The organism is Psychrobacter sp. FME13 (assembly GCF_014861395.1).
Classification (GTDB): domain Bacteria; phylum Pseudomonadota; class Gammaproteobacteria; order Pseudomonadales; family Moraxellaceae; genus Psychrobacter.
On record NZ_RRYV01000031.1, the window covers coordinates 1 to 18,019 of the forward strand.

General features: G+C 42.2%; 15 protein-coding genes and 2 tRNA genes. 5 read left to right on the plus strand and 12 right to left on the minus strand.

Annotation, left to right across the window (positions count from 1 at the left end; all coding sequences use genetic code 11):
- Positions 1 to 256: IS1 family transposase (locus tag EI164_RS06095; protein ID WP_192518970.1), on the minus strand; the 256-nt coding region annotated here is incomplete at its 3' end.
- A gap of 356 nt (positions 257 to 612) precedes the next feature.
- On the opposite strand from EI164_RS06095, the gene EI164_RS06100 reads away from it, so the two are divergent.
- Complete coding sequence (locus tag EI164_RS06100; RefSeq protein ID WP_192519096.1) at positions 613 to 1,470, plus strand: methyltransferase domain-containing protein; 858 nt, start codon at positions 613 to 615, stop codon at positions 1,468 to 1,470.
- A gap of 94 nt (positions 1,471 to 1,564) precedes the next feature.
- Here EI164_RS06100 and EI164_RS06105 read toward each other — a convergent pair whose 3' ends face one another.
- From EI164_RS06105 to EI164_RS06135, 7 genes are all read right to left on the minus strand, one after another.
- A complete protein-coding gene (locus EI164_RS06105) occupies positions 1,565 to 2,842 on the minus strand; it encodes an ABC transporter ATP-binding protein (protein ID WP_225739146.1) in 1,278 nt (425 codons plus the stop codon).
- A 108-nt stretch (positions 2,843 to 2,950) separates the two neighbouring features.
- Positions 2,951 to 4,558 (minus strand): ABC transporter permease, encoded by a 1,608-nt coding sequence (locus EI164_RS06110; protein WP_413038445.1) that lies wholly within the window; start codon positions 4,556 to 4,558, stop codon positions 2,951 to 2,953.
- Positions 4,559 to 4,759: 201 nt separating this feature from the next.
- Positions 4,760 to 5,884: an extracellular solute-binding protein gene (locus EI164_RS06115; protein ID WP_192519098.1), complete on the minus strand. Its 1,125-nt coding sequence runs from the start codon at positions 5,882 to 5,884 to the stop codon at positions 4,760 to 4,762.
- 278 nt (positions 5,885 to 6,162) lie between these two features.
- Positions 6,163 to 6,900, minus strand: a complete 738-nt coding sequence (locus EI164_RS06120) for a 16S rRNA (uracil(1498)-N(3))-methyltransferase (protein WP_192519099.1) — start codon at positions 6,898 to 6,900, stop codon at positions 6,163 to 6,165.
- Complete coding sequence (locus tag EI164_RS06125; protein ID WP_192519100.1) at positions 6,897 to 8,561, minus strand: 3-deoxy-D-manno-octulosonic acid transferase; 1,665 nt, start codon at positions 8,559 to 8,561, stop codon at positions 6,897 to 6,899. Before EI164_RS06125 ends, EI164_RS06120 begins: the two co-directional genes overlap by 4 nt.
- Before the next feature lie 330 nt (positions 8,562 to 8,891).
- Positions 8,892 to 10,391, minus strand: coding sequence for a tetratricopeptide repeat protein (locus tag EI164_RS06130; RefSeq protein ID WP_192519101.1), 1,500 nt, complete (start codon positions 10,389 to 10,391; stop codon positions 8,892 to 8,894).
- A gap of 147 nt (positions 10,392 to 10,538) precedes the next feature.
- A complete protein-coding gene (locus tag EI164_RS06135) occupies positions 10,539 to 12,176 on the minus strand; it encodes a cardiolipin synthase (RefSeq protein ID WP_192519117.1) in 1,638 nt (545 codons plus the stop codon).
- 473 nt (positions 12,177 to 12,649) lie between these two features.
- On the opposite strand from EI164_RS06135, the gene EI164_RS06140 reads away from it, so the two are divergent.
- From EI164_RS06140 to EI164_RS06155, 4 genes are all read left to right on the plus strand, one after another.
- A tRNA-Val gene (locus tag EI164_RS06140) sits at positions 12,650 to 12,725 on the plus strand.
- A 36-nt stretch (positions 12,726 to 12,761) separates the two neighbouring features.
- Positions 12,762 to 12,838 (plus strand) — tRNA-Asp (locus EI164_RS06145).
- A 602-nt stretch (positions 12,839 to 13,440) separates the two neighbouring features.
- Complete coding sequence (locus EI164_RS06150; protein WP_318779524.1) at positions 13,441 to 14,244, plus strand: DUF5020 family protein; 804 nt, start codon at positions 13,441 to 13,443, stop codon at positions 14,242 to 14,244.
- 146 nt (positions 14,245 to 14,390) lie between these two features.
- Entirely contained in the window at positions 14,391 to 15,392 is a 1,002-nt protein-coding gene (locus EI164_RS06155; protein WP_192519102.1) for a D-cysteine desulfhydrase family protein, read from the plus strand.
- Between the two features lie 95 nt (positions 15,393 to 15,487).
- Here EI164_RS06155 and modB read toward each other — a convergent pair whose 3' ends face one another.
- The 4 genes from modB to EI164_RS06175 all read right to left on the minus strand — a co-directional run bounded on the left by modB (position 15,488) and on the right by EI164_RS06175 (position 17,935).
- Positions 15,488 to 16,189: a molybdate ABC transporter permease subunit gene (gene modB / locus EI164_RS06160; RefSeq protein WP_192519103.1), complete on the minus strand. Its 702-nt coding sequence runs from the start codon at positions 16,187 to 16,189 to the stop codon at positions 15,488 to 15,490.
- A 49-nt stretch (positions 16,190 to 16,238) separates the two neighbouring features.
- A complete protein-coding gene (modA, locus tag EI164_RS06165) occupies positions 16,239 to 17,084 on the minus strand; it encodes a molybdate ABC transporter substrate-binding protein (RefSeq protein WP_192519104.1) in 846 nt (281 codons plus the stop codon).
- Positions 17,077 to 17,568: a molybdenum cofactor biosynthesis protein MoaE gene (locus EI164_RS06170; protein ID WP_192519105.1), complete on the minus strand. Its 492-nt coding sequence runs from the start codon at positions 17,566 to 17,568 to the stop codon at positions 17,077 to 17,079. The genes modA and EI164_RS06170 overlap by 8 nt, the downstream gene beginning before the upstream one ends.
- A 67-nt stretch (positions 17,569 to 17,635) precedes the next feature.
- Complete coding sequence (locus EI164_RS06175; protein WP_225739148.1) at positions 17,636 to 17,935, minus strand: MoaD/ThiS family protein; 300 nt, start codon at positions 17,933 to 17,935, stop codon at positions 17,636 to 17,638.
- Positions 17,936 to 18,019 lie beyond the last annotated feature (84 nt).

An 18,019-nucleotide genomic window follows, 5' to 3' on the forward strand; every position in this document is an offset into this window, starting at 1 on the left:
TGGTGCCCAATACTTTACCGATACTGACTGAGGCTATAATAGCTATGTCTCTAACACCGCAACCTCTCACCGTCATTAGCCGTATGATGTCTTCTATTTTAGAGTGACAGCCCTTATAAGTTAAGGCATGGTCACCAATGAATTGACGTTTGCAGTCCTTGCATTGGTAGTTCTGCTTGCCATAGCTTTTTATGCCGTTTTTCTTTAAACTGGGACTGTGACAGTCGGGGCAGCTGATATCTATTTGTGTCTTCATAACCTCAAATATATCATCTTGCTTTGGCTGTCACCCTCCTTTATTTCTTCAGCATACTTTCTGACACACCACCCAAGCGATTATGTCACTAACTTTCCTAACCATAATAATCGTGCTGTCCCCTATGTCCGTTGGGGAGCACTTTTAGTCGCCATGGCTTTATCTGCATACTTAGCAAAAGCCTATCAAAAAAACCTACAAGGTAATGGTATCTGGGTATTTGTTATCGTAGTACTTATCGTTATTGTTTTAGCGAAGGTCGTTTTTAAATGGGTAATTAATAGACGTTTGAAACGCTAGATTGTCATCCATAGTTTTATTACTTTAACCCTCTTACTTATTGATATGAATGCCTTATGCCAACTAAACATCAAAACCACCAATCTGATTCAAATCACTCCATACCATCAGAAGACACACGTACTGACCGCAACTTTGACGCCATCGCTGATCACTTTGAAAAAAAAGTCTATGGTGGTCTAAAAGGTGACATTCGATTGGCGGTACTGCGCCGTGATATCTTTGAGCATTGCGCCCAAATGAGCAAAGATCTTGGCAGACATTTACGTATCTTAGATGTGGGTGCAGGACTTGCACAGATTGCTATTGAGCTTGCAAAACAAGGTCATACGGTCATCATCAATGACATATCAGAAAACATGCTAGAAAAAGCCAAGACAAGTGCTGCACAGTTGGATCAAAAGCTTGATATCAACTGGTATGTTTGTCCGTATCAATCGCTTGAGGACAAGCTGGCTCAGGTAGGCACAGAAAAATTTGATTTAATTTTATGTCACGCATTGCTTGAGTGGTTGGCAGAACCTGCAATGGTTATGGACTTTTTTGATCGCCAACTAACAGATAGTGGTGCACTATCACTGTGCTTCTATAACCCTGCTAGCTTCGATTATCGCAACCTGATTATGGGAAATTTCAACTTACTCGATAATACCGAATATAAAGCTGATAATAAGAAAAGCCTGACACCCAATCACCCTGTGGCTAAACAAGAGGTGGAATCCTGGTTAGTCGCCCATCATTATCAAACGGTTCGTACCAGTGGACTGCGTGTGTTTCATGATTATTCACCACTCAAACGTGGCGGACATACAGATCCAGAAGCGGTAATACGGATGGAGCTGCGTTACTCACAACTAGAGCCGTATAAGTGGCTGGGACGTTATTTGCATATACTGGCCACCCGAAAAACATAGCAATAATGAGCCAATAAAATAAGAGACTAAATTGAGCTCAGCCAACTGTTTTGTCTATGCAGTTTTATCTATGCAGTTCCTATATATCCTTTGTCTACGCCGCCCCTGACCCATCATACTCTGACCATGTGGTGGCATTGATGTTTTTTTCATCGAATACAACCACATGCTCAAGCATCGGTAAGATACCGATGCGCGTACCTATCTCATGATTATGATGACTAGGAACTAGCGATAGTACGGTCTGTCCATCGTCAAGTTGTAAGCGGTATAAGTAGTTCGCCCCGCGAAACACACGTCCGATAATCAGTGCTGTCTGCGTACTGTCATCGTCATGAATGATATCATCAGGACGTACCAGCACTTTAATTAGTGTGCCATTTGGATAATCATACTCGCAATGCTGTGGGTGACCAGACTCATCATAGACTTCCATACGGCGATAGATATCACCGAGTGCCGTCTCAACATGACCTTCTTTGATGATGCCATCTATCATCGCCCCCTCGCCCACGAACTCGGCGACAAACGGACTAATAGGCTCATGATAAAGCTCACTCGGCGTTGCCCACTGCACCAGCTTACCCTCACTCATGACGCCGACTTTATCCGCCAATGCAAACGCTTCGTTTTGATCATGCGTCACTAATATAGCGGTGGTATTGGTACGTTTTAGAATATCACGAACATTCATAGCCAATGACTCGCGTAGCACCACATCTAGGTTTGAAAACGGTTCATCCAATAGCAAAAGTTTGGGATTTGGCGCTAGTGCACGTGCGAGTGCTACCCGTTGCTGCTGACCACCTGAGAGTTCACTAGGACGTTTGTCCGCATGCTCGGTTAATTCGACAAGGCTTAGCATCTCAGCCACACGGGCTTTTTTGTCAGTGGCAGACCATTTGTTGAGGCCAAAAGCGATATTTTTTGCCACACTTAGGTGACCAAATAACGCATAGTCCTGAAACACCATACCCATGTCACGTTTGGCTGGTACTACGGCAAATGAGGTACGAGCCGTTTTATCCGTTAGGCACTGATTGTTTAATTGAATACGGCCACCGCGACTTTCTTCTAGCCCTGCAATCGCACGTAATGCCGTGGTTTTTCCGCAACCGCTATACCCCAAAAAGCAACCAATCTCGCCTTGCTGTAATTCTAATGACAGTCCATTGACGATGATCGTATCGTCATAGCCCACGATTAAATCTTGCACACTAAAATAAGGATCAGCAGCGTCTTTGGTATCTGAGCTAAAACCACGGTCTTGCGCCAACCTGCTAGTAGACTGAGGCTCTATTGGCTTAGCACTTGTTGGCTTAGTACTTGTTGCTTGAGAGTCTGATAAGTTTTTAGTTAGATCCGTGTGCATAGACAGTACCAGTTAGCAGTTAGCGATTAATAAATAAAACTCGTAGAACGATGGATAAAACGTGATGGAAACGTTTGAATATTTTCGACTTATTTCAGACAATCAAGGTTAACTTTGTTTGTCACTTTGACGCAATAATATCCAAACAGGCAGCAATCCGACCAACACTATCAATAAGCTTGGTAATGCAGCACGTCCCCACATACCTTCACTGGTCATCTCAAACACTCGAACCGCCAACGTATCCCAGCCTTGCCGCCGAGTCATTAACGTAATTGGCATCTCTTTCATGACTTCAACAAAGCCCATTAATAATGCAGTTAGTACACCAGGACTCAGCACTGGCAACATCACATGTCGCCATCGTTGATAAGCACTATCACTCAGCAGTTTGGCAGCCGCTTCTTGATTGATGGTCAATCGCTGTAATTGGCGATCCACCGGCTGAAAACTAACGGTCATAAAGCGCGTAGACAACGCCAGTAACATAACAATCACGCTACCTGATAGCAGCTGCTGCGACGTAATGCCAAAAGCAATCATCTGATTGTCTAACCAAGCAATGGGAATAAATATGCCGACAGCCAAGACCGTGCCGGGCACCACATAACCCAAATTGGCCAACGTGGTCATTAGCTTGGTTGATCTATCAGGATACTGACGCTTAATCCAAGCAATAATAACCGCCAAAAAGGCGATAAAAATCGTGGTCATACTCGCAATCATGATGCTATTGGTCACAAAATCAATGTAACGGGCATCAAAATCCTGCCTGAAATTCAACGCCGTCCAATAGATAAGTTGCAAAAACGGTATAAAGAAAGCCACTGCAAAAATCATTGTGCATAATAACGTCATGGCCCATTTGGCAGAGGTCCTGGCTTCAAAGCGCTGATTACTACCTTGAGTGATAGAGTTGCCACGCTTTGCCTGCCAATACTGCTCAAACAACACAACGATAAACACCATACCGATTAATAAGGCTGCCAGCTGTGCCGCAGTGGTCAAGCTAAAGAAGCCAAACCATGCTTTATAAATGGCCGTGGTAAAAGTATCGACATTGAATACTGACACCGCGCCAAAATCTGCAAGCGTTTCCATACTGGCCAGTAGTAATCCGCCGATGATCCACGGTAGTGCTTGTGGCAGTGCCAACCGGAAAAACACGCGACCACGAGTTAAACCCAGCATTTGCCCTGCTTCAATCGCGCGCCTACCCTGCGATAAAAACGCTTGGCGCGCCAGTAAATAAACGTAAGGATAAAAGGCTAAAGACAAGACTAGACCGGCACCCCAGATATTACGAACCGAAGGAATTGCTGTATTAATACCTAAATCACGCAAACCTGTCTGCAATGGCCCACTAAAATCAACAATACCCAAGGTAACAAATGCCAAGACATAAGCCGGTATCGCTAGCGGCAACATTAGCGCCCACGAAAAAAACCGCTGCCCAGGGAAGCGATACATACTGGTTATCCACGCAAGTACGGTACCGACCGTACCAGAAACAACCGTGACCATTAACAATAAAGTCGCGGTGTTTTTTAGGACTTGCGGCAGCACATACTCTGCCATGTGCGTCCAAATATCGGCAACTGGCTGCGTCCACGACAACAGCACAATCACAATTGGCACAAGCATAAACAACGAAATCAGCCCTAAGACTGATTTTGAAAAGATACATTTCCGAGTGGCATGGTCTTGACTGACCATGTGATGTTTGTCGATACTAGCACTATTTCTGCTAATGTCATCGACTGTAGCACTGTTGCGTACAGACGCATCTGGCGTTGTGCTCATAAATTATTACCGTGTCATACGTATAGAAACCTTATATAAAATCAAATCCCAAAATACCGTAAACGCTATCAAACTTCGTCACGGTCGTTTTGAGATTGGTATTATTTATGATTTCTATTTATAACCTGCTTTGTCCATTAATTGAATCGCTTGGGTTTGTAGCTCACCAAACTTTTGCACACTGATATCATCTTTATTGAACGGACCCCATGATCTGAGCATATCTGACTCATCAACACCTTCTTTCACTGGGAATTCTTTATCTGAGCTGGCATAAAGACCTTGTGCCTCATCAGATGACAACCACTCTATCAATTTAAGCGTACCATCTGGATTGTCTGAGCTTGCCACTACACCAGCACCTGAGATATTGACATGCGTACCAGTCGTGCCTTGGTTTGCCCAAAATATATTGACAGGGAAATCTGGTTTTTCATCTAGTATGCGACCATAATAATAACTATTCGCCACACCTACTTCGCACTGACCAGCAGCGATGGCTTCAAGCATACTGGTATCATCACTGAACACATCAGTGGCTAAATTATCTACCCAACCACGAACGATTTCTTCCGTTTTTTCTTGACCCAAGTGCTCCATCATACTGGCCACAAGTGATTGGTTATAGACCTTCTTAGACGTGCGTAGGCATAACTTACCTTTCCACTTTGGATCGGCCAAATCTGCATAAGTAGATAACTGGTCAGCACTGACTTTGCTTGGGTCATAAAAGATAGTGCGAGCACGTAATGACAAACCGGTCCACTGACCTTGTGGATCACGGTATTTTGCAGGAACGTTAGCTTCCAATACAGTAGACGATACTGGCTGTAGCAAACCTTGCTGTGCAGCTTGCCATAAGTTACCAGCATCAACGGTCAAAAGCATATCAGCGGGTGTATTCTGACCTTCTGCTTTTAGCCGTGCCATGAGCGGACCAGTGCTGTCTGTGACTAGCTCAACCTTCACACCTGTTTGTTCGGTATAGCGATCTAGCAATGGCTTAATTAACTGCTCGTTACGTGAAGAATAAATAGTCACTGTTTGACCGTCTGCACTCGTAACATCACCATTCGCAGCTTGCTGTTCACTACTATCTGCTGCTGTATCTGTCTCCGCACTTTCTTCTGTTGTAGATGAGTTATTACAACCCGCTAATCCCAACATCATACCCAATATAGCAACAGGTAAGACGAGCTTAGTAGAAGTTAGGTTAGCGCTAATGGTATTCAGTGACATGGTTTTCCCCACAATAATACAACGGAAAGATAAGATGGCGACAAGGCAAAACAGCTATAAAAACCCTGACTGTTAGGATAGTAACACCGCAATACTTCAAAACAACATACTAATAGAAATGAGATTAATTATCAATACATTTGTCTTATTCAAAAACACATCTAGCAACAGATATAACGATGGCTATTTAAAGCCTACACTTGCTGGTTCTGACAATCCAAACAGTCATAGATTTTTTAATACTTTTTGAGCTTTTTTAGGGTTCCTTTTTTTGAAGTTCACTGTAGCAGCCACTGTCCTAAGATAGCATTCACAGCGGCTTCTGTCCGCAAGATACGTGAACCAATATTGACAGCTTCACAACCCTGCGCGGCAAGCATTGCTATCTCATAATCTATCCAACCACCCTCAGCGCCGATACAGACTAAGCTGGGTAAGTTTTTTGCTGTAGATGATGATTGCTGGTGTCGCAAATACTGTGCAAATGACTGCTCACTATAAGGGTGCGCAACAATACCTCGGTGGGTCATAATACTTGCCAGCTTATCTTCGACAAATGGCTTAAAGCGTTTTTCTAAGCTAATTCGAGGTGCTATCGTATCGACGCCTTGTTGTAGTCCTTCTAATAAAAACTCGTCAAGCCGTGCCAGCATTGGACTTTGCCAATAGCTTTTTTGTGTGCGATAGCTATTGATAAGAATGATATCTCGTACGCCAAGTGCGGTCATATCCATTATCAAGCGTCGTAACACTTTAGGACGTGGCAGTGCCAATATGACGGTTAAGTCTAACTTGGGTGGAGGTTCAGTAGTCAGTTGAACATCACCCAACTGAATGCTATCCGAGCAGATATTTTCAATGATTGCCGTGCCTAGCTGACCACCTAGCTGACCAATCTTTAGTGTATCACCGACTTTTGCGGCGAGTACGTTATGGACATGATTGACCTGTGATGACTCACTGATTTGCGCAGAGTCATGCGAAAAGCTAGTATCGGGCAATAATATACAGTTCATAGTATCTCTTGTTTGGCATACTGCTCGATAACGTCTTCAATCATCGTAAATTGACGTATCAATACTGCTTGTTGTTGCACGGTCATCTGCTCGCCAGCTTGTCCTGCCTGTTTTGCTACATCAAGATGACTCAACCAAGATAACAACTGCTGATAAATAAGTTCTATATCATCATTTTTATCGGTATTCAGCGAGCTTGTGGTACTTATTGCGTCCTGAGTAACAGGGTGATAAAAGGTGTTATGTGGTTGATACAGCGCACCTACTTCAGACAATTTATCAACCACCACTTGGCAAGATTGTGTATAACCACCCATTATCACAGGTGTTGCTACGCTCGCTGGCTCGACAGGATTGTGACCACCGACATCGACCAACGACCCACCAACTAGCGCCACATCTGCTAATGCATACCAAGTCATCAGCTCACCCATGCTATCAGCCAAATAAACTTGTGTCTCAGGGTTAATGCCCTGGTCTGCACTGCGCCGTGTCATTGTTAATTCTGACTTTTCAATGAGCGCTGCCACTTCGTTAAAACGCTCAGGATGTCGCGGTACGATAATTAGTAGCGTGTTAGCAAGCGCTGGATTAGATAGTAGATGCTTATGTAGTGACAATACCGTCTCTTCTTCACCGCTATGCGTACTTGCTGCTACCCAAACTGGTCGCTCAGTTGTTCCAAACGCTTGTGCCAGTTTAACTTTTTGGTCTAGTATTTCGCTACTTTTGCCTGCTGCATCGCTCGCCTTCATTTCAGCAACAGCGTCATCGCTCTCCAAGAAGTTAGTTTGAGAAATACTGCTGGTAGGAGCACTGATTTTAGAAACATTGGTTTTAGAAATACTTGTTTTAGGCGTATTAATCACCCATTTTAAAGAACCTGCCACACGAATTTGTGCGCTATCGGCTCCCAATTGCCGAAAACGTTTAGCAGAGTCATTGTCTTGCGCAATAATCAACGCCAGATTTTTCATCATACTGCTACTAACCGCACCTATCTTTTGGTAACTTTTAAACGAAGATGCTGATAGCCGACCATTAACTAAGATACTAGGAATACGATGTTCTGAGAGCTTGGTTAAAATATTCGCCCAAAGCTCTGTTTCTACAAACAAGGCAACGGTAGGCTGTACATGATTTAAGAACTGCTCTATCACGGTAGGACTGTCTACAGGCACGTAGCTATGACTCATGCGACCTTGAGCAATATCATCAGCGAAACGGCTAGCACCACGAGCAAACCCCGTCTGCGTGGTATTGGTCAACCATACCTGATAACCATGAGCCAATAACCTGTCCAGTAACGGTGCAACGGTATTGGTCTCGCCCAATGAGACAGCATGACACCAAACGATACCCTTATTAGCATTGTCATTAGCATTGCCCTGAGCCATTGGCATAACCGTACTTGCATACACCGTTGGGCTTGATGGATAGTTTTTACCAAAACGCTGCTCCACTTCTTGTTGATAGTTCTCACGCTTATGCGATCTTCGCCATACTTGCAGTCGATATAACGGCTTCAATAGTCCAATCGCCAGTTGATAATAAGCAGGCGGCTTATAAACAGCATGTCTCATGAACGATATAGAATTAACGGAATCAACAGAGCCAGTCGCTTGTGAGGAATAATCAGGTGAGGTATCAGAAGATGGCATGAAACAGCCTAGATTAGTAATTGATCAAATAGGAGAAAATAGCAGCAAAAAACGCGCCAATTTTACCTGAATTTGGCGCTCAACAATAAACTTTTATAGCACGTCTTAGTCAAGTAGCCGTAAACCTTTACATAGACCTGTAGTTTAGGGTGTGTCCTCATTTTAAAAGTGGTGATAAAAATGAGATAAATGACCGTCAAACAATAAAGATAGCGCAGATAATATCAAGGTAAGTAGTCAGATATTTGACGCCATTTGGCAGGATGTAGCCATTTCTAACTCATCTAAATGATTATCGATTGAACTAAAGACACACCCTAGCTACCACACTTAAACAATGAGTATTATCAATAATGCAATGACTATCACGGCAACCAATAATAACTGGTATCGCTTAGTACTATGCTGCTCTTGTTTTTGTGTGGTGATTAATGCTTGCGCTTGCTGCCATTGCATGACAATCTTCGCTGCTTCCGTGTGACCATTTTCAGCAGCTTGCTCTAACCAGTATTTACCATTATCGATATCTTGTACCACACCGATACCTTGGTAGTACATCTTGCTTAACAAGCGCTGTGCACGGCTATCATTTTTACTAGCGGCTTGTTTAACCCATGCTGTACCTGATTCTGCCGAAGCATTTTTGTCCGCTGCAAGACCTTCATTAAGCAGCTCATACATCGCTAACCGTAGCATTGCAGCAGTATTTCCAGCATTAGCAGCAACTTGTAATTTTGAGAGTGCTTTTTTCTTTGCAGCCATCTGACTCTCTGAAAACACCACTTGCGCACGTGCTTTAGTTTGTTTGGCAATGTGTTGTTCAAACTGCTCTAACACGGTGGAAGATTGATGATATTCATCATGACCCGACGTCTGCGCCACCTCTATCTCATTCAACTCTATAAGCAACTGCGTAAACATATCTGGCGTTGGTGCGCTTTTTGACAAAGGTATTGTTTCGTTTGATGTAGAGTCTACGGATGCAATACCTTCTGGCTTAGTACTGTCTACTGATTTAGTCGTTTCTACTGATGGTGTCACTTTAGACAGTGTAGGCTGGATTGGGTGATTGTCGTTTTCAGACTTTGATACAGCCTTAGGTACGGGCATATCAGTCAATGAGTCTGTTTTCAATACCTCATTCTGACTGGCTGCCTTTGCCGTATTCAAATAAGCATCTTCTGACGTACGCTTACTGGTATTTTGTATGATAGGCTTGGCTGGCATGACTGCTCTTACTGAGCTAACGGCTGGAGCTACTTGAGCATCATCTGATATTGGCAGATTTGAGCTTACGGCTTGATACAAGCCACTAGCCACTTGGCCACCTTTTACGGCTTCAAACGGCCTATCAATGTGACCAAACAAACGCAATCCTATCGGCTCTAAGGCAAAAAACAATGACGTTGTTTTTTGAGTATCAGAAGCATCACGGTAGATGACTGCCATATGCTGATAAAAATCATCAGTTATAAGAGGTAGCTCAGGATAGCGCTTATGTATCTCAAACTGTCCGTACCAATGCGGTGTACTTTGCCATTGCTGTGCCAACACTCGTCCGGCATAAAATGCTAAAAACATCATAAAGTTGCGATAGCGCTCATCAACGAGTAGCGTGTTTTCGTCCCACTGTCCAACTTTAATCATTTCACGGCGGATTTGTGATAGCAATGTATCGACACGCTGTAAACTGGCTAGCGATTCATCCAACGTACAATTACGAAGTTCAGTCTCATAAGCGATGCCACCAGCGATAGCACGTCCAGCTAGAAAATCTTGCCAATAGCCTTCGGCAATATAATCAAAAGGCGTGATAGGTGATGCAGACATAGTCAAGCGAGTCCTGTATAGAAGTAAGTCAATAATAAGAAAAACAAAATTACTATAAAATCTGTCATTATTTTAAGGCGTGTCTTCATTTTACACATAGTAATGAAAATGAGATAGACAGCTCACCTTACCCTAAAATCAAAAAGGCTACAATAAAGGACTAAACAAGCGAACGACATTGTCAAACAGTCGCTCTGTACCGCGGCGCTGCTGCCAATCTTCCAAATTCAAAAATCGGCAATTTTGCAAATAGACTTCTTGACAATCAGCCACTTGAGTAACCATCTCTGGCGTATAAATAGCCAGACTAACTTCCATATTAAGATAAAAACTGCGCATATCGATATTCACCGTACCGAACAGACAGTAATCGTCATCGACCACCACCGTTTTAGTATGCAACAACCCGCCTTTAAATAAAGCAATAGTCACACCCGCATCCAACAGCTCTTGATAATAAGCCTGCGAGGCATGCTGCACGAGAAAAGAGTCAACCTTTTCAGGCACAATCAGTGTGACATCCACTCCACGCTTAGCCGCTGTCGTTAATGCGCCTGACAATGCTTCATCAGGTACAAAATAAGGCGTAGTGATGCAAATGCGTTTATTAGCGCGATGAATCACCGTTACCAAGGTATTATAAATAACATGAGCGGTCACTTGCGGTGCAGAAGGTATCAGCTGAGCTAGCACATTGTCTACGACAGGCATTTTTGGTATGACAATGGATGTAGAGCCAATATCAGGCTGCTCATGACAGTCAACCGCTTCACCTAATACCTTCACTCGGCTGTTTAGATCATTGATTGTCGGATTCATCACATATAGCTTACGAGTATAGCCATTCACTCGCTGGTTGAGCGCATGTAGGTTATCATTATTTTCAGCACCGATATCCGTCGCCACTACTATTGCCATGGCTGTCGTGATACTTATAGAGTGTTGGCTGGTTGTACGTATCGCCACATCAATCCACTGTCCAACATTTTTATTTTGTTTAAAGAATCTGGGGTCAACCAAATTAAAGCTACCGATATATCCGATATACTCATCAATAGCCACCATTTTTCGATGATTGCGCAAATCTGAGCGCTTAAACAATGTCTTAAATAGTCCCACTGGCAGCGACTGATGAACGAAAACACCTGCTTTCTCTAATGTACGATGCGCACCACTATTAAAAAAGCTAAAACTGCCCACACTATCAGCCAATATATGACACTCTACGCCGCGCTGCGATGCTGCTGACAAAGCTTCTATTACCTCTAACACTTGTCCCTTTGGATAAATAATATAAAACTCCATCAGAATAATGCTTTGTGCGGCATTGATGTCCTCAATCAACCTCTGAAAAATCGTATTAGGAGCTGTTAATAGCTGCATACTATGATTGGGAAACACACCCAATCCTGTCCAACGCGTACCTATCTGACTGACACCGCGATAGTTATCTGTTAGCAAGTCTTGGCCTTTATCAAACACGAGGTTCTCACGCCGCGCCATATCATTCATCAATAGGCTTGCTTGGTCGACACGCTCACGATAGCGCCGCCCAATCATCGGCTCACCGAGCAATATATACGCGATAAGTCCAAAAACAGGTAGAGTATAAAGCACAGCAACCCAAGCAATAGACACACCTATGTTACGCTGTACGGAGACAACCCGTAGCGTCATCACTATCATTAAAACAATATGTAATACCAGACCCCATCCCGCAAAGTATCCCCAAGACCAGGTCGCAAAGGTTTGTTCAACCGTAGAATTATCTATGCCCGCCTCCAACAATCAAAATAAAAAAATAAAGCATAAGCAGTAAAGCATCAACAGTATAGTCGATTCAATTTAAAAGTAGTACAAGGCAACCGATCGTAGACGTATATCTAATACTTCAAGCGAGGTTAACGCCGTAATAATTTTATAGTGGCATGACTATATCGTAGATTTTGGCTACCAAACAATAACCAATCACAATAAGCCTATTTATAAAAAAGCGAATAAATACAATCAGTAAGCTACTGTTTAAAATGATATTTATAAAGCATTTTAAATTATTTACTATTTTTTTTAAAAACCGTTTGACAGCCATGTGTAAATCTATATAATACACATCCACAGCAAGGGGAGTTAATCAATCCTAGCTGATAAAGTTAATTTAAGTGTGACAGCTTATATTAATGAAGCAATACACAAAATCTTATTTAAAAGATTTTGTCTTGCGAAGCTAAAATTACGGTGCAATTTTTGAACGCTTCTCAGGGTGATTAGCTCAGTTGGTAGAGCGTCTGCCTTACACGCAGAATGTCGGCGGTTCGAATCCGTCATCACCCACCACTTAATAGCTTGTGGTAAAAAAGCTAAACGACCTAAGCAGCGGTAGTTCAGTTGGTTAGAATGCCGGCCTGTCACGCCGGAGGTCGCGGGTTCGAGTCCCGTCCGCTGCGCCATATTTAAAACAAATTTAAACTTACGAGTTTAAGCAAGTTTCGCCTCAAGTATTAGTTTACTTGAGGTTTTTTTGTGTCTAAAAATTCTGACATACTAGGGTATATCGCCCATTCCACCTCTATTTATCACCACCCTTTCTATCAATCACGTTTTTTTCTTGTCCTCAATAACTCTGTTTTCCGCCAGTCATCAAACAGCCCAACTATTATCTACAATCACTTTTCCTTACAAAATTTATTTTCCTGACCAAATGGTCAGTTAAATTAATTAAATCAAAAACTTAGACAATATCAAAAACTTAGAACACTCTAAGACATTGTATTCATAGTAAATATATCGTTGTCAGTGATTATAAAAAATGCTTAACTGTTTCGGAGTGTTAAAAAATGTTGCAACAAAACTACAGTAATCGTGTGAATTTTTGCAATATGAAACACGCTTATATTTGGCGTATTCATCTTCGTTATAGTTAATTTGTACTGCAAGTTGACTGAGATTTCTCCTTAGCAATGTAGATAGATTTTTGATAGAACATCAAAGCTATTTCTACCATGATATCGAGCCTGCTAAGGCCAATGACTGTATATAAAGGAGTACTACTGTGCATTACAACTTATCTGCAAGCCTACCCCTATCTATCCAAGCCTCCAAAAGTAACGTTAAAAAAAACCTATTCTTGATCAAACCACTAACCACAGCTTTAGTTACTATTGTCGCATTGGGAGCCATGAGTAATACTCATGCTAAGGTACTCTTTAGCGACACCAGTCTGTCTATCCTATATGGTGACGATTATGAGCTGGTAGAAGATGGTGAATTAACGACCATCACACTAGAGCATGCCTCTACCCATACTTGGGGCGGCGTGTTTTTCTTTGTTGATCGCCATCAAGGTGCTAGCGATAGTGATAATAATAAATATAAAGAAACGTATGGTGAGTTCGCGCCTAAATTCAAATTACAAACCTTTGATGACAGTTTTATCAAACAAGTTAACTTAGCAGGTCAATACGAGTTTGGCTCAAACAGTACGGGCTTTAGCCAAGACAACTATATGGTCGGTGTTGGTGCAGACCTAAATGTACCTATTCCAGGTATGAAATACGCATCCGCGTCTATATACCATGTCTTTAATGACAATACGGATGATGACCAACAAATCACATTGACTTATGGCTGGGAAAAAAACAACATCGTCATTGATGGTTATGTGGACTATTCGTTTAATAACGATGACTTAAAAGATCAACTGCATATCAATCCACAGATAAAATATAACTTACAGGATACACTGGGCATTGATAACCGCCTAGAAGTCGGTATGGAATATAGCTACTGGAGAAATAAATATGGTAGTGATCAAACTCAAAATACACCTAGTGCATTGGTTAAACTGCACTTTTAAATAGCTGTTTATCTAAAAATAGCCTCATGCTAATATTCAATATTGCATGGGGCGATTTGGTTTGTCTTTAGTCAATGACGTCCAAACCAGTAGTGAATTTGAGTCAAACTTATCTGTCATATCTTTTATTATAAAATGGGAAAAATATGAACTACTACCACATCGCTAGAGAGTCTTTAGGATTTTTTCCAACGCCTTTAGTAGCGCTTAGCAAGTTGAGCAAAAAGCTTGATGGCCCTACCATTTTTATGAAAAGAGACGACAATACTGGACTCGCATTGGGTGGTAATAAAACGCGCAAGCTTGAATTTATTATCGGTGATGCACTGGCTAAAGGTGCTGATACGATTGTCACTGCGGGTGCTGCGCAATCGAACCATTGTCGCCAGACTGCCGCTGCTGCTGCAAGTTTGGGACTGGAGTGCCATTTAGTCTTAGGTGGCAAAGAGCCTGCGCAAGCCAGCGGCAATTTGTTGCTAGATAAAATCTTCGGTTGTCATATCCACTGGGCAGGCGCCAATCGCAAGGGCGAGGATATTCCTGACATTGTCGAACAATTAATAACCCAAGGTAAAAAACCTTACGTTGTGCCTTATGGTGGCTCAAATGAGCTGGGTGCTTTAGCATTTGTAGAAGCCTATAAAGAGCTAGAGTCGCAACGCAAAAGTATGAATCTATCCTTTACTCATATTATTTTTGCTTCAAGCTCTGGAGGAACACAAGCTGGCTTAATGCTTGGTAAAAAAGCGTTCAACTCACCTTGCCAAATAGTAGGCATCAATATTGATAAAGGTGAAACGGACAAAGTTCCGTTTGATCAGTACACGCTTTCTCTTGCTAACCGTACGGCAAAGTTAATCGGTGCAGATTATGAGTTTTCAGAGTCGGACTTAATACTAAACTCTGACTATGTCGGAGAAGGTTATGGTGTGGTTGGTGCATTAGAAAACGAAGCGATTGCCCTGACAGCACAAACTGAGGGCATACTGTTAGATCCTGTCTATACAGGCAGAGCGATGGGCGGGCTAATAGATATGATTCGCATAGGAGTAATTAAAAAAACTGACAGCGTTTTGTTTTGGCATACAGGCGGCGCACCCGCTCTATTTGCATATTCAAATGATTTGGACTTTGCTCAGAAATTCTAATGGCAATTACTAGTATCTTTACTCTGATAAGTGCCCTCAAACTGACCGATGCCTCTACTAGTGAGAAAATAAAGACTCGCTAGTTCGTTTAAGTGTTATGAGCTCTGGTGCATGCGACTCAAACTAGCAATCAAAACCACCATAAACACACCGATAATAATAAGAAAGCCTGACATCATGTGTGCGGCCTCATAATTAAGCGCTTCTACTTGCTCGTATATCGCAATTGATATTACTTTGGTCTCATCTGAAATACTACCGCCGATCATCAATACGACACCGAACTCTCCAATCGTATGAGCAAAGCCAATCAAGCTACCGAGCACAATACCGATGCGCGCTTGTGGTAACGCGACTCTGACAAACCGCTTAAAACGGCTCGGCTCTAATAATCGTGCCACATCCATAACGCTATGCGGAATACGTATGAATTGCGCATAAACTGGCTGAATATAAAAAGGTAACGAATAAATAATAGAGCCAATCACCAAACCTTCAAAGGTGAAAATCAAGGGACTGATGCCATGCTCGCTCAGCCATTTACCCATTCCAGCACTGGGGCTGAACAATAATAAAAGATAAAAACCTATAACGGTAGGCGGCAAAACGAGCGGCATCGCAATAATGCCCATGAGCAAAACTTTAAACCGTGCCACAAAGTGGTGGCGACTAGGTTTAGCAAGCCAATACGCCACAGGTGTGGCAAATAGCAATAAACATAAAGTGGTGACACTAGCCAGCTTAACACTTACCCAAAATGGACTCAGCATAGCTGACATAAGCGATGGATCTATCATAGTATCACTGCTCATTTCTCAATGTGGTCAAGATAAGGACTATATTTAGCTACTGCACGGACAAATAACCTGCTTGCGAAAAATACTGCTGCCCTACGGCTGAACGTAAGTAGTCAGAAAAATCTACTGCCCTATTTGAATCGCTGATTACGATACCATCTTGTAAAATAGCAGGATAAGTATCTGGCTTTAGTGTCATAAACTGCTCAGGCTCGGCTTTGATAGCGACGAGCTGTGACTGCGCAACGAAACCATAATCGACACTAGCTGTATGTGCATACTGAAAAGCTTGACTGATGTTTTCTGCCTGTATGATTCGTTTTTTCTGACTTAAAAACTCATAGATATGTTGTGATTGTAGATACGCTTTTGCCGATGTGCCATACGGAGCAAGTTCAGGATTGGCGATGGTTATTTTAGCGTTATCGTCATTCATCAATACATCAGATAGCGATGCTGTATAGATTTTATCTAAGGGTTTGGACACACTATACAGCGCCAACTGACCTTGTGTATAAGTAAATAGCTGATAGGTTGTGTCATTAGAGCCATTAACCTGACTTGCCTTTTCTTTGGCTAGCTTGGCAGGAAACTCTTGATTGGCTGATAAATAAATATCATAGGGAGCGCCTGCTTTAATCTGAGTATATAATTTGCCTGACGAAGCATAAGTCACATCGATGCTTTGATCATCTAGAGCTTTATCTGCCTGATAACCCTTAATAATATCAGGTAACACATCAGACAAATTAGCAGCGGCAGCGATACGTAAAGTTGGACTAGTCTCAGATAATTTAGTCGCAGACTCTATATCAGTATCACTCTCTTGCGTACAAGCGCTTAACATCAATATTAAACCAGTAAAGACAGAGACAGCAACGGTCAACCTACCCATTATTACTCAACCATTTAGAAGAGTCGTCCTGATAATACTCTTGTTTCCAGACGGGAATATCTGCTTTTACCGTGTCTAATATCCAGCGGCATGCATCAAAGGCTGGGTAACGATGCGCAGAAACCACACCTACCCAAATAGCTACATCGCCGATCTCCAAAGGACCAATACGGTGTATCGCTATAGCATGCGTAATCTCAAAACGTTTTTTGGCCTCTTCTATAATAGCCCGGCCTTGATTGATTGCTAAATCCTCATAACCATAATAAGTCAAACGATTAACACTAGTAGCATTATTATGATTGCGTACTCTTCCTTCAAAACATACAAACGCGCCGCAGCTGTCATCATCAAGAATTTTTTTGAGTCTGTCTTCATCAATTGCTACATCTAATAACGCAAAGCCATCACGCTCAGCGACTGCATAGACATCATCTACGCTACGTTTGATAGTCATCGAATGACTGTGAACATTATCTGTCATTTACTTTCTCTACTTATTTTATATTGGGCTTTTATACTAGGCTTTTAAAATATGAGTGAGCACCTATCTAACCACCAGCAACTGGTGTGATAAACACCACGCTATCACCATCATAAATAGGGTCTGTCCATTTAACGAAATAATCGTTCACCGCCACGCGTAGATCTGACTGCGGGCGACTAAAACGATGTTTTTGCGTCAACTGTTGATACAACTCAGTGAGTGATGCTGACTGATCTATGCTAATGTTTTCCTGCGAGCAGCCTGCTTCATCAGCTAAGCTTGCAAAGTACAAAACGTTGATAGTCATCAATGAGTCACTATTTTTTTCTATATCAGTATTATCCATCACATCCGTAGTACTCATAAAACCTTCTATTCATTACAAGCTGTCGAGCTTCATATTTATTATATCGCTAAATATTCAAACAAAATTGAACGATGCTATTTA

Bases quoted from the DNA above. Each gene is read 5' to 3' on its own strand.
- EI164_RS06120 (WP_192519099.1), bottom strand. From the start codon at position 6,900: ATGAACTGTATATTATTGCCCGATACTAGCTTTTCGCATGACTCTGCG.
- EI164_RS06100 (WP_192519096.1), top strand. From the start codon at position 613: ATGCCAACTAAACATCAAAACCACCAATCTGATTCAAATCACTCCATA.
- EI164_RS06115 (WP_192519098.1), bottom strand. From the start codon at position 5,884: ATGTCACTGAATACCATTAGCGCTAACCTAACTTCTACTAAGCTCGTC.
- EI164_RS06125 (WP_192519100.1), bottom strand. From the start codon at position 8,561: ATGCCATCTTCTGATACCTCACCTGATTATTCCTCACAAGCGACTGGC.
- EI164_RS06130 (WP_192519101.1), bottom strand. From the start codon at position 10,391: ATGTCTGCATCACCTATCACGCCTTTTGATTATATTGCCGAAGGCTAT.
- EI164_RS06170 (WP_192519105.1), bottom strand. From the start codon at position 17,568: ATGACAGATAATGTTCACAGTCATTCGATGACTATCAAACGTAGCGTA.
- modB (WP_192519103.1), bottom strand. From the start codon at position 16,189: ATGATAGATCCATCGCTTATGTCAGCTATGCTGAGTCCATTTTGGGTA.
- EI164_RS06155 (WP_192519102.1), top strand. From the start codon at position 14,391: ATGAACTACTACCACATCGCTAGAGAGTCTTTAGGATTTTTTCCAACG.
- EI164_RS06105 (WP_225739146.1), bottom strand. From the start codon at position 2,842: ATGCACACGGATCTAACTAAAAACTTATCAGACTCTCAAGCAACAAGT.
- EI164_RS06175 (WP_225739148.1), bottom strand. From the start codon at position 17,935: ATGAGTACTACGGATGTGATGGATAATACTGATATAGAAAAAAATAGT.
- EI164_RS06110 (WP_413038445.1), bottom strand. From the start codon at position 4,558: ATGGTCAGTCAAGACCATGCCACTCGGAAATGTATCTTTTCAAAATCA.
- modA (WP_192519104.1), bottom strand. From the start codon at position 17,084: ATGGGTAGGTTGACCGTTGCTGTCTCTGTCTTTACTGGTTTAATATTG.